We start from the raw sequence: 10,905 nt of genomic DNA, 5'->3' as shown, positions 1-10,905 counted from the left end.
TTGCTCGAGGTGCTCGCCGGGGAGGACCCGAACGACGCAACGACGCGGGAACCGCCGGCCGAGGTGGATACCGACTACGCCGCCGCCGCCGACGGCGATATCTCGGGGCTCACCGTCGGGGTCCCCACCGAGTTGCTGGAGGGCGCTGACGAGGGCGTCCGGTCGGTCTTCGAGGACGCGATTGACGCGCTCGAATCGAAAGGGGCGACGACAGAGGCGGTCTCGTTGCCCTCGGTCGAGACCGCGGTGCAAGCGTACTACGTCATCGCGATGTCGGAGGCCTCCTCGAACCTCGCGCGTTTCGACGGCGTACGGTACGGGCAGTCCGGGGAGGGCGACGGCAACTGGAACGAGTCGTTCGCGGCCGCCAGGGAGATCGGCTTCGGAGAAGAGGTCAAGCGCCGCGTCCTGCTCGGCACGTACGCCCTCTCGGCCGGCTACCACGACAAGTATTATAAAAAGGCTCAGGACGCCCGCGCGTGGGTCAAACAGGACTTCGACGAGGCGTTCGAATCTGTCGACGTCCTCGCCTCGCCGACGATGCCCGTCCCGCCGTTCGAGCGCGGCGAGAGCCTCGACGATCCCCTACAGATGTACCTGGCTGACGCGAACACCGTCCCGGTCAATCTGGCGAACCTGCCGGCCATCTCGGTCCCGGCGGGCGAAACCGACGAGGGACCGGTCGGTCTTCAGTTGGTCGGCCCCGCCTTCGGGGAGGCAACGCTCATTCGTGCGGGATCGGCGCTAGCCTGAGGCGGTCGAGGTGGGCCTGCAAGGGTGCTATTGACGCGCGATGGAGCGAGACTGGGGAAGACAGACCGAAATTGGAGGCAACAGACCGTATCGGACGGGGGCTACTTATAAAATGAACAGCCCGATCGCGGCCGCCGTAGCCTCGGGGTCGCCGTATCGGACGCCGAGATACCCCATCGCCGCCTGCGTCGCGTTGAACAGGCCATGCATGAGCGCGACCACGACGAGGTTGTCCGTGTACTCGTAGGAGAGCGCCAACACGAAGCCGACGAAAAAAAGCACCGAGACGCCCAGTAAGCCGGCGCCGATGCTGCCGAACCCGGCGATGTGAATAACCGCGAAAAGCGCCGTTGCGAGCGTGATCCCGGCGGCGACGCCGAACGTCTCCCGGAGGCGGGTCTGGATGATCCCGCGGAACAGTAGTTCCTCGGTCGGGCCGACGATCAGGAGCGAAAAGACGCCCAACAGGAGGAAAATGAGCGGGTCCTGTTGGGCGACCTCAAAGATCGCCTGCGACTCGCGCTCGATACCGAGGCGCTGGCCGACGACGAAACTGCCGATCGAGCCGACGAGCCAGAGGATGATCATCGAGACGAAGCCGACACCGAGGACGATCCACCCTTCAAGCGTCGGCGTGCGGACACCGATATCGGCCGGCGTCAGCCCGCGATAGCGGAGGTACAGAAGCGAGACGCCGGTGAAAAAGACCAACTGGAGCGTGACCACCGAGAGGACGAACCCCTGTCTGGGCGTGGGATCGATGCCGAGAAACCCCAACCCGGTGGCGACGGCGTAGGCGGCGACGTTTCCGCCGCCGTAGGCGATCGCCGCAAGCCCGAGCGCCACGCCGACCGCGAGGAGGGGATCCGGAGTCCGCGAGCGAATTGACATATTCGAATGTACGTCCGGAAGGTCAAATACCCTGTCGACCGCGGCCGGATCGGCGCCGTCCAAACTCTCTTTCGGATGTCGACTCCCAACCGATCCAGTATTTTGCGTCTGCCGCCCGACGGCGACCCCGACCCACGGTGTCAACCGGATCCGATCACGCCGGTCCACTCGGCGGCCGTACGTTTATTAACCAGGCACATACTAACAGTATGTATGACGCTGTCGGAGATCGCCGCGGGGCTTGCGGTGACGACAGAGCAGCGGGACCGCGGCGTTGCCGAGACCGACGGGACCGACGCCCCACTCGCCGAACGGTTGGCCGAGTTCGAACCGCGGCTTCCCTGCTGCTCCGAGCGTGCGGCGGCAGTCGTCGACGCCTACACGCAGGGGGCGAGCGTGGGGCGTGCCGCCGCCGTCGCTGGCGTTCCACGGACGACGGCGGCAAAGGTATTGTACCTGCTTGGCGAGCCGATTAACCCGTTGACGCCGACGGCGAACCGGGTGTTAGAAGACTGGCTCGCCGGCGAGATATCGCGTACAGAAGCCCGAACGCTGTCGGGCCTCGGCGACCGGGAGTTCGCCCTCGGCGCGTACGTCGCCACCCACGACCCGATCGACGGCGCCGACGCGGCCATCGTTGAGGTCACTCCAACGTCGATAGCTGACCCGCTCGCGGACGCCAGGAGCGACCTCGATGATCTCATCTAAAGGGAACGCGCCCGAAAAGCCCCGACGGCTCCGACCGCTCAATCCGGATCCCAGTTAGCACCTCGACCGCGTCAGCGAGCGCGTCGCGGGCGGGCGAGTCGGGCGTCGTTGCCGTCGTCGCGGACTCGAACGCCGGGACCGCCACATCAGCGTCCGGATGTGACGATGTCCGTGTGAGCAGCGTCGTCGAGCCGTCGACCCCGATGTCAGCCAGCCGATCCTCCGTTCGGGGTACGGCTGATTCGGCCCGGTCGCCGTCACAAACGACGGCGACCGTCTCGACCGCGGTGGCCGCGGCGACGGCCGGGTTCGTCGCCAGCGGCGGGGTGTCGACGAGCACGCAGTCGGCGTGTCGCGCCGCCGCCTCGATCCGCTCTCCGAACCGTTCGGCGGCGTCGGGGCGCTTCGCCCGCGCGAGGCGTTCGAACGACGCGTGAGCAGGACAAACGGAAAGCCGCCCCGCCCGCTCGCCGGGGATATCGATCAGGCCCTCCTCAAGCGGCGTCTCGGACAGACACAGCGCCGTCATGTCGGGGGCGATCCGGCCAGCGACCTGGTCGGAGAGCCCCTGTGTGCCGTAGGCGGCATCGAGGACTGTGGTGTCGACCCCATCAGCGGCCAACAACCGCCCGCATTCGAGCGTCAGTCGCGTCGTCCCGACGCCGCCGGCTGCGCCGACGAACGCGATCGTTTCGGACATATGTTCGGTGCCACCGGCATCGAATAAAAACGTGCCGTCCGGGTCACCGGCCGTGTTGGAGGTCGCAACTGGGGGCCCTGAGCGGTCTCATCCGAGTCGTGTTTCGATGTCCGAGGCGATATCGGCGATCTCGTCGTCGTCGAGATCGGCGAACGAGCCGACGGCCGTGTGGATAGAGCCGCCGCCGTCGCCCTCGAAGCGGGGGACAATGTGAACGTGGAGATGGGGAACCTCCTGCCCGGCCACCGTGCCGTCGTTGATGCCGACTGTGGTGGCGTCGGCGTCGACCGCGTCCTCGATGGCGGGCGATAGCGTCCGGACGGCTCCGAAGATATCGGCCGAAACGTCCGGAGGAACGTCCCGGAGTCTGGTGTACGGCTCCCTTGGCACGACGAGTGTGTGCCCCGGCGTGAGTGGGTTCGCGTCGAGAAATGCTGCGACGGCCTCCGTCTTGTGGACGACGTGTCCGGGGATGTCACCGTCGATGATCCGTTCGAAGATGGTCGGGTCCGACATGTCCGTAAGATCGGCCGGCGTCCCTATGAAGTTTGATCCCGTGTCGGACCCGCGCCGACCGCCTCAAGCGCCGCGCCGACCGCCTGTTCGTATCCCTCGGCGTCGTACCCGAGCCGGGCCGCCCAGACGTCCCGGTAAGAGGGGTGTAACACGGGGACGATCGGCGGTAGCCGGTCGGTCTCGATCGGCGTCAACACGGCGTCGAGGAACCCATCGAGTGAACGATCGACCACCGAGAGCAGCGACGCCGTCGCGTGGCGGCCGGTTGGGACGACTCCAGTCGGATCGACCGCGTCGAGTTCCGAGCGGAGGTACGGTCGGCAGTTCGACCGCTCCTCGGCGGTTGGTTCACGGTTCGACCCCGACCCGTCGCTCGGGAAGCACTTGACCGCGTTCGTGAAGTACAGCTCGTCGGGAGTGTAGCCCAACGACTCGAAGAGCCCCCGAATCCGTCGGCCGCTGTGACGAGAGGTGTAGGCCATTCCGGTGTGGTTGCCGCCCCGCCAGCGGTCGGCGTCAGGGTTGCCCGCGCCCGGCGCTTCTCCGATGACGGCGAGCGTCGCGTCGTCCGCCCCGACGCCCCACGAGATCCGCGTCCGAGCATCGGCGAGGGCTGGACACCGGCGGCAGTCCGCGGCGAGTTCGCGTCGATTCTCCGGGTCGGGAAACGTTGTCATTGACTTCCGTTCCGGGAGCCTCGGGCTCCAGGGTTTCGACTCTAGCCGTGCTAGTAGAGTATATATACCTAGCGGACCCTCAGCCGAACGCTTATACCGCTACACCGTCTCGAGATACATGTCAATGAGTAACGCACCCGCGGACACGGACGAACCGACCCGCCAATCGATCGATCCACCGGAGACGGCGCTCGATTCTGAACGGTACGCTCACCTCTCTCTCGACAACGGCGAGGTCGTAATCTACGACCGGGAGGACCCGGAGATGTGGCTGCAGTCGGACGTGGTCGTCGAAATCGGCTCGTAGCGTTCCCGGCAGCCTTTTATACGTCGATGACACTACCGGGGATATGAAAGAGATTCTAGCGTCGGTCCTCGAACTCGCCGCCTACGCGGTCGCGGCGACCGGGTTCACCGTCGCTGGCGTGTTCGCCGAACTGACGAGCGCCGACTACCTCGCCGCCGGCAACCAGAAATTCGCGATCTGGCTCGCGATCATGGGCGCCATCGCGCTGTACGCCGGAGTCGTCGCGCTGGGGGCCGAGGAGCTTCTGCCGCGTGTGCGAAACACTGTTGACGACGCCCAGTAGCCGAAGCCGACCCACAGGGGAGGTCGCTCGAACGCCCGATAGCCAAGGCCCGCTCCACAGATCCCAGATGGCCCAAACGCATCCAAACGATTTTGCCCGGCGGGGGCATCTGAACAATAATGGCGACGTGTGACGCCTGTGGCAGTGACGAGAACATGCCGTACAACTGCCGGCACTGCGGCGGGACCTACTGCAGCGAACACCGGCTCCCGGAGAATCACAACTGCCCCGGCCTCGAAAGCTGGAACGATCCAGACGGCGTCTTCGACAGCGGCTTCGACGACTCGGTCGAAGGCGGCGGTCAGGGAGGAAGAGGCGGACGCATCGGTCAAGGCGGCGCCGGCTCGGGCGGTCTCCTCGGTCGATTCGGGCTCAACACCGGCCCCGGCGGCCCGCTCAGCTACTTCCGCAACAATCTCTCGTATCTCTTCCTCGCGATCGCCGTCATCGTTTTTGGCCTCCAGTACGTCCTCGCGCCGATTGTGGGGATTCGCCTGCCGCCACCGGGCGTCAACCCCGGCACCACCGCGTGGGGGCAGATTTTTACCCTCACCACAGTCCACCCTGAGTACGTCTGGACGTGGCTCATCTCGGTCTTTTCGCACGGCGGGCCGAGCCACCTGCTTTTCAACGCCATTGCGCTGTACTTCTTCGGGCCGATCGTCGAACGGCAGGTCGGTTCGCGGAAGTTCGCCGCTCTCTTTCTCGTTAGCGGCATCCTCGCCGGTCTCGGACAGGTCGGCGTCGGCCTGGTGACCGGCGAGGCGGTGGCGGTCCTGGGTGCCTCCGGCGCGCTGATGGCGATCATGGGCGTCTTGGCGGTCACCTCCCCGGATCTGAAGGTTCTGCTTTTCTTCATCGTCCCGATGTCGATCCGGACGCTGACGGTGCTTTTTGCGGCCTTCTCGATCTTCGCGTTTGTCGCCAACGGAGGCATTCTCGACGGTGTCGCCCACTTTGCCCACCTCGTGGGCCTCGTGATCGGGCTGTGGTACGGCAACCGGATCAAAGACCGGATCGGTCGCGGGCCGAAACAGCTGAACCTCGGGCCGGGGCGGGGACCGGGCGGTCCCGGTGGCCCGGGACGGTTCCCGTAGATGGAACTTGTCGCCGAGCGGTTCCGGCCGACACGCCCCGACTCCCGCGAGGCGATGAAACAGCTCCAGGCCGAGATCGCAACCGAGGCGACGTTCGAGGACGCCGCCGGGGTCACGCCTGCAGACGTCCGCTCCGGCGACGCCGTCGTCGCCGGGGTCGACCAGGCGTTTCTCGATGAGCGGGCGGTCTCTGCCGTCGTCGTCCTCCGCGGCGGAGAAGTGATCGCCCGCGAAAGCGCCGTCACACCGCTGTCGATGCCGTACGTACCGGGGCTGCTCGCCTTCCGCGAGGGCGAACCGATCGTCGCGGCGCTTGAGTCCCTCGATGCCGAGCCGGACCTGCTCGTCCTCGACGGCAGCGGCCGGATCCACTACCGCGAGGCCGGGATCGCGACCCACGTCGGCGTCTGCTTCGACGTCCCTGCGGTCGGCGTCGCGAAGAACCTCCTCTGTGGCCAGCCCAAGCGGGCGACGGACGCCCTGCGAGCGGGCGAACGCGTCCCGATCGAGGCCGACGGGTCGATGAGCGCACCCGACGGGACCGTCGTCGGACACGCCTACCAGAGCCGACAGTACCCCAACTCGACGAAGATCAATCCCCTCTACGTCTCGTCGGGACACCGCCTCGCCGCCGGGACGGCAACCGACTGCGTGGCCGCCTGCGGCGGCGAGTACAAACTCCCCCGGCCGACGCGACTGGCCGACGCGTACGCCGACGAACTGAAAGCCCACCGGTGAGGAGCCTCGACACATCAACGCATAACTACCGTCCCCCCGAGCGATCCGTATGAGCAATCGGACGGTACTGATCACGGGCTGTTCGTCCGGCATCGGCCGGGCCGCCGCGTACGCGTTCTTGGACGAGGAGTGGCGGGTCTACGCCACCGCGCGAAACCCCGCCGACATCGAGACGCTCGGGGAGGCCGGCTGCGACATCGGCACCATCGACGTCCGCAACGACGCAGACGTTCGCCGGGTTGTCGGTCGGGTCATCGACGAGGAGGGCCGCATCGACGCTCTCGTCAACAACGCCGGCTACGGCCAACACGGCCCGCTTGAGGACATCGACGACGACCTGTTCGAAAAGCAGTTCGATGTAAACGTCTTTGGTCCCCACCGGCTCGTCCGGGCGGCGCTTCCACACATGCGCGAGCGGGAGGGCGGCACGATTGTCAACGTCTCCTCGCTCGCCGGCCGGGTCGCCGCGCCGGGCATGGGGGCGTACTCGGCGTCGAAGCACGCCATCGAAGGGTACAGCGACTCGTTGCGGCGGGAACTCGAGCTGTTCGGGATCGACGTCAGCGTCGTCCAGCCGGGCCCCGTCACGACCGCGTTTCGCGACCGGGTCGACGATGAACTGAGTCGGCTTGATCGAACCGACGCCTACGAGGACCTCTACGCCTTTCAGGAGGACGCGACCCTACTCGGCGGCGACAGCCCGATCGCCGTCCACCCCGCCGAGGTCGCCGAGGCGATCGTCGAGGCGGCGGTCTCGACCGACCCGGAGCCGCGGTACGTCGTCGGTCGCGCCGCGCAGTTGCTCGCTTACGCGAGATACCTCCCCGATCCGGTCGCCGATGGACTGTTCGGCGTGATCCGGCGCTTGGGGTCCTGAGATGTTCGACCGCTCCGGGACGCGAGCCGACTCGCCGGCGCACGAACTCGCACTCGAGTGTCTCGAGGCGGGTATCGACGCCGCACACCCACGACGGGCGGTGGCTCGCCACTGTTCGGTTGACGAAAGCGAGGGGACGCTGACCGTCGGGAACGCCCAGTACGACCTCACGGCGCACGACTCGATCTTGCTCGTCGGCGGGGGCAAAGCCGCCGCCGACCTCGCAGCGGCGTTCGAGTCGTTGCTCGGCGACCGGCTCTCGGGCGGCGTCGTAGTCACGGACGAACGGACCGTCGATCCCGGTCGGGTCGACGTACTCGAGGGCGAACACCCGACGCCCGGTGACGGCAGCGTCGCGGGCGCACGGGCGGTCCTCAACCGCGCCGCAGCCGCCGGCGAACGCGACCTCGTCATCGGGGTGATCGCCGGCGGCGGCAGCGCGCTGCTGTGTGCGCCCGCAGCGGGCTTATCGGTCGCCGATCTACAGGCGGTCACTGACGGCCTCCTCGACGGCGGCGCCTCGGTCGACGAGATCAACACGGTCCGACGGGCCTGCTCGTCTATCAAGGGTGGCGGCCTCGCGGCCGCGGCGACCCCGGCGACGGTGATCGGGGTCCTCGTCAGCGATGTCGTCGGCGGGAAGCCGTCGGTCATCGCCAGCGGACCGACGGTCCCGACCGGGACGGACCCCGATGCTGCCCTCGAGGTGCTTGGCCGGTACGATGTCGCCGTCCCGAGTATCGAGTCTTTCCTTCGGGAAACCACGCCCGAAGGGCCGGCTGATGTCGACGTCGACACGCACATCGTCGCCTCAGGCCGGGACGCTGTCGACGCGGCGGCCGAACTTGCGTCGACGCAGGGCTATCGGACGTGTATCCTCTCGACGCGGATCGAGGGCGAGGCGACGGCGGCCGGCCGGCTTCACGCCGCAATCGCCGCCGAGGCCGCCGGAAACGGTGATCCGGTCGAACCGCCCGCAGTGATCCTCTCCGGCGGGGAGACCACCGTTCACGTGACCGGCGACGGGATCGGCGGCCCGAACGGTGAGTTCGCGCTCGCGGCCGCGATGGCTATTCCCGACGGTGCCGTGCTTGGTGCCGTCGACACCGATGGCGGCGACGGCAGCACCGACGCCGCGGGCGCGCTCGTCGACGCCCGAACGGTCGAGGACCCGGAGGCCGCACGCGCGGCGCTTTCGAACAACGACAGTTACAGCTTCCTCGAATCGCGGGAGGGCCTCCTACGGACGGGAGCGACCGGCACGAACGTCAACGATCTTCGGGTACTCGTGATCCCCGAGTAACCGGTTTCGCTTCACCCCTTAGTCGAGACAGTGCCCGACAACCGCGAGCATCGCCTCGCCTTGGACCGACTCCGCGAATAGCGGCACGCGTTTGACCTCCCGACCGCGGAACAGTTCCTGGGCCCGCGAGAGGGCCTCCCGCTGGACCTCCCACCGCCGCCGGCAGAACTCGCAGTGCTCGGTGTCAGGGGCGACGAACCAGTCGGCGTCGAGGTCCGCAACGGATGCGAGGTCCTCGCTGACCCGGTTGACAACGACCGTCCGGACGGGAATGTCGAACCCTTCCAGCCGGTCGACAAGCCGTTCGCTCTCGGTCACACTCATCTCCTCGGGGATCATCACGACGCGAAAGTCCGTCCTGGTGGGGTCCTGAAGGGCGGCTCGAAGGCGCTCGATCCGCGAGGAGAGCTCGTTGAGACTCGCCGCGTCCGCCTCGGTCGTGTCGTCATCGCCGAAAAGGCCGCCCAGGCTCCCGACCATCCCCGAGATCGATTCCCGCATCGAGAGCAACCGGCCGACCATCGAGTCCATTACCTCCGGGAGTTCGAGCAGCCGGAGGGTGTGGCCTGTGGGTGCGGTGTCTACGACGACGCGCCCGAAGCGGGGGTCGTCGAGATACTCGATGAGCAACTGCATCGCGGCGGCCTCGTCGGCCCCGGGCATCGCGCTGCCGCCGAGAGGGTGGCCGCCCTCGCCGAGCAGTTCGCCGAGGCCGCCGAGCGGGCCGTCGTTTGCGCCGTCGTCGCCCCACGGGCCCGCCTCGGCTCCCTCGCCTCCGGGGGCGAACGGTCCCTCGGCTGCCTCCGGGTCGATCTCGACGGCGAAAAGCGGCACGTCGTCGCGGATCCGCGTCGGTTCGGCGGGGATTTTCGTGTCAAGCGTATCGGACAGCGAGTGTGCCGGGTCGGTCGAGACAACGAGCGTGGGCGTGTCGCCACGAGCGCTCGAGAGCGCCGTCGCGGCCGCACAGGTCGTCTTGCCGACGCCGCCCTTTCCGCCGTAGAGGACGTACTCCGGGGCGTCGACGCCGGCGGGGAGATCCGTCGCCTCGAGTGAGTCGACCGCCTCGACGGTGAGTTCGCTCATACCGGCCGTGGGGGGCGGCCGTTTGTGTACCCGTCGGTACGGATCGTGGCGGCAAAAAAAGTGCGAGTGTGTCCGAAGCGGTTAGGCCGACAGGTCGGCGGTCTCGGTCGCGGCTTCTTGGACGTTCTCGGTCACGTCTTCGAGTTGCTCTTGGATCGCCTCGGCCTGGGACTCGAGTTGCTCCTGCATCTCCTCGCCGCGGGCCTCAACCTCGGACTGCATCTCCTCGACGGTCTCCTCGAGTTCCTCGAGGGCGTCGAGCGTCTGGCCTTCGAAGTCCTCGTGGGCCTCAAGCAGGCTCTCGATCTGGTCGCCGAGTGCCGCGAGGAACTCGTCGAGCATCTCCTCGGCCGACTCGGTGCCCTCGTTGAGGCTGTTCTCAAGTTGGTCGATGGCCTCGTGTTGGCTCTCCTCGAGCATGTCGAGTTGGTCGTGCATCATCTCGTGTACCTCGTCGACACCGCTGCCGGCGGGCATGACCGAGTCGACGGCGTCGAAGTACGAGTCGATGCCCGAACGGACGAGATCGGTGCTGCGCTCGGAGGCGTCGCGGGCGGGACCGAAGCCGTCGACCATGGCGTCGTTGACCTGCTTTTGTGCCTCGACGCTGCTCTCGATCGCTTCGTGGGTGCTTTCGACGGCGCTGCGCTGGAAGTCGAACGCGACTGACATCGGGGTGCTGTATTCGCTCATCGTAACTGTAACAACGTCCTCGGAGTACATAAGAGTGTCGGAGAATACCATTAGATACCATCAGGATACATCGGGTGGGGAATATAGATCTATACCGTCGTTCGTTATTCCTCGTTACCGCTACGTTCGTGGTTGGTTTCGGTTAGCCGGCGAAACGACCACCGCCAGAACAGGGATGATCTTGCGGCACCCGATCCACATCAAAAGCACCACGGTAGTTTCGAGGGTCGGAAAAACAGATACCTCCCGAACGCCCCCACCTGGCCGAACCCGGGG

14 protein-coding genes are annotated in these 10,905 nt (G+C 66.9%); 8 read left to right on the top strand and 6 right to left on the bottom strand.

The features are described from left to right. Positions 1-753 (top strand): amidase family protein (locus tag ACI944_RS07090; RefSeq protein WP_411718355.1); only part of this gene is annotated, 753 nt, incomplete at its 5' end. A 105-nt stretch (positions 754-858) separates the two neighbouring features. Here ACI944_RS07090 and ACI944_RS07085 read toward each other — a convergent pair. After that, on the bottom strand, positions 859-1,644 hold the full coding sequence (locus ACI944_RS07085) for a lysostaphin resistance A-like protein (RefSeq protein ID WP_411718354.1): 786 nt from the start codon (positions 1,642-1,644) through the stop codon (positions 859-861). A gap of 213 nt (positions 1,645-1,857) precedes the next feature. Here ACI944_RS07085 and ACI944_RS07080 point away from each other — a divergent pair, with 213 nt between their 5' ends. Further along, positions 1,858-2,352, top strand: coding sequence for a hypothetical protein (locus ACI944_RS07080; protein WP_411718353.1), 495 nt, complete (start codon positions 1,858-1,860; stop codon positions 2,350-2,352). Here ACI944_RS07080 and ACI944_RS07075 read toward each other — a convergent pair. From ACI944_RS07075 to ACI944_RS07065, 3 genes are all read right to left on the bottom strand, one after another. After that, positions 2,345-3,052, bottom strand: coding sequence for a ParA family protein (locus tag ACI944_RS07075; RefSeq protein WP_411718352.1), 708 nt, complete (start codon positions 3,050-3,052; stop codon positions 2,345-2,347). The two genes, ACI944_RS07080 and ACI944_RS07075, sit on opposite strands and share 8 nt — an antisense overlap. 87 nt (positions 3,053-3,139) lie before the next feature. Further along, positions 3,140-3,568 (bottom strand): HIT family protein, encoded by a 429-nt coding sequence (locus ACI944_RS07070; protein WP_411718351.1) that lies wholly within the window; start codon positions 3,566-3,568, stop codon positions 3,140-3,142. 23 nt (positions 3,569-3,591) lie between these two features. Continuing rightward, positions 3,592-4,245 carry a uracil-DNA glycosylase gene (locus ACI944_RS07065; protein ID WP_411718350.1) on the bottom strand — a complete coding sequence of 218 codons (654 nt, stop codon included), beginning with the start codon at positions 4,243-4,245 and terminating at the stop codon, positions 3,592-3,594. Between the two features lie 124 nt (positions 4,246-4,369). Here ACI944_RS07065 and ACI944_RS07060 point away from each other — a divergent pair, with 124 nt between their 5' ends. The 6 genes from ACI944_RS07060 (at position 4,370) to ACI944_RS07035 (ending at position 8,850) form a co-directional block, all read left to right on the top strand. Further along, positions 4,370-4,552, top strand: a complete 183-nt coding sequence (locus ACI944_RS07060) for a hypothetical protein (RefSeq protein WP_411718349.1) — start codon at positions 4,370-4,372, stop codon at positions 4,550-4,552. Between the two features lie 43 nt (positions 4,553-4,595). Beyond that, on the top strand, positions 4,596-4,835 hold the full coding sequence (locus ACI944_RS07055; protein ID WP_411718348.1) for a hypothetical protein: 240 nt from the start codon (positions 4,596-4,598) through the stop codon (positions 4,833-4,835). 119 nt (positions 4,836-4,954) lie between these two features. Beyond that, positions 4,955-5,932: a rhomboid family intramembrane serine protease gene (locus ACI944_RS07050; RefSeq protein ID WP_411718347.1), complete on the top strand. Its 978-nt coding sequence runs from the start codon at positions 4,955-4,957 to the stop codon at positions 5,930-5,932. Beyond that, on the top strand, positions 5,933-6,670 hold the full coding sequence (locus ACI944_RS07045; protein WP_411718346.1) for an endonuclease V: 738 nt from the start codon (positions 5,933-5,935) through the stop codon (positions 6,668-6,670). 49 nt (positions 6,671-6,719) lie between these two features. Next, positions 6,720-7,547 (top strand): SDR family oxidoreductase, encoded by an 828-nt coding sequence (locus ACI944_RS07040; protein WP_411718345.1) that lies wholly within the window; start codon positions 6,720-6,722, stop codon positions 7,545-7,547. Position 7,548: 1 nt separating this feature from the next. Further along, on the top strand, positions 7,549-8,850 hold the full coding sequence (locus ACI944_RS07035; RefSeq protein WP_411718344.1) for a glycerate kinase: 1,302 nt from the start codon (positions 7,549-7,551) through the stop codon (positions 8,848-8,850). A gap of 18 nt (positions 8,851-8,868) precedes the next feature. On the opposite strand, the gene ACI944_RS07030 is transcribed toward ACI944_RS07035, so the two are convergent. Both ACI944_RS07030 and ACI944_RS07025 read right to left on the bottom strand, forming a co-directional pair. Then, a complete protein-coding gene (locus ACI944_RS07030) occupies positions 8,869-9,936 on the bottom strand; it encodes an ArsA family ATPase (RefSeq protein WP_411718343.1) in 1,068 nt (355 codons plus the stop codon). Positions 9,937-10,017: 81 nt separating this feature from the next. Further along, positions 10,018-10,629, bottom strand: a complete 612-nt coding sequence (locus ACI944_RS07025) for a hypothetical protein (RefSeq protein ID WP_411718342.1) — start codon at positions 10,627-10,629, stop codon at positions 10,018-10,020. Positions 10,630-10,905 lie beyond the last annotated feature (276 nt).

It is taken from the genome of Natronomonas sp., from assembly GCF_046710025.1.
Lineage (GTDB): Archaea > Halobacteriota > Halobacteria > Halobacteriales > Haloarculaceae > Natronomonas.
Note: the sequence above shows the minus strand (reverse complement) of the source record. Positions and strands in the feature narration are given on the sequence as shown.

Coding starts and splice junctions, on each gene's coding strand:
- ACI944_RS07060 (WP_411718349.1), top strand. CDS start 4,370: ATGAGTAACGCACCCGCGGACACGGACGAACCGACCCGCCAATCGATC.
- ACI944_RS07085 (WP_411718354.1), bottom strand. CDS start 1,644: ATGTCAATTCGCTCGCGGACTCCGGATCCCCTCCTCGCGGTCGGCGTG.
- ACI944_RS07050 (WP_411718347.1), top strand. CDS start 4,955: ATGGCGACGTGTGACGCCTGTGGCAGTGACGAGAACATGCCGTACAAC.
- ACI944_RS07070 (WP_411718351.1), bottom strand. CDS start 3,568: ATGTCGGACCCGACCATCTTCGAACGGATCATCGACGGTGACATCCCC.
- ACI944_RS07065 (WP_411718350.1), bottom strand. CDS start 4,245: ATGACAACGTTTCCCGACCCGGAGAATCGACGCGAACTCGCCGCGGAC.
- ACI944_RS07025 (WP_411718342.1), bottom strand. CDS start 10,629: ATGAGCGAATACAGCACCCCGATGTCAGTCGCGTTCGACTTCCAGCGC.
- ACI944_RS07035 (WP_411718344.1), top strand. CDS start 7,549: ATGTTCGACCGCTCCGGGACGCGAGCCGACTCGCCGGCGCACGAACTC.
- ACI944_RS07080 (WP_411718353.1), top strand. CDS start 1,858: ATGACGCTGTCGGAGATCGCCGCGGGGCTTGCGGTGACGACAGAGCAG.
- ACI944_RS07055 (WP_411718348.1), top strand. CDS start 4,596: ATGAAAGAGATTCTAGCGTCGGTCCTCGAACTCGCCGCCTACGCGGTC.
- ACI944_RS07075 (WP_411718352.1), bottom strand. CDS start 3,052: ATGTCCGAAACGATCGCGTTCGTCGGCGCAGCCGGCGGCGTCGGGACG.
- ACI944_RS07040 (WP_411718345.1), top strand. CDS start 6,720: ATGAGCAATCGGACGGTACTGATCACGGGCTGTTCGTCCGGCATCGGC.
- ACI944_RS07045 (WP_411718346.1), top strand. CDS start 5,933: ATGGAACTTGTCGCCGAGCGGTTCCGGCCGACACGCCCCGACTCCCGC.
- ACI944_RS07030 (WP_411718343.1), bottom strand. CDS start 9,936: ATGAGCGAACTCACCGTCGAGGCGGTCGACTCACTCGAGGCGACGGAT.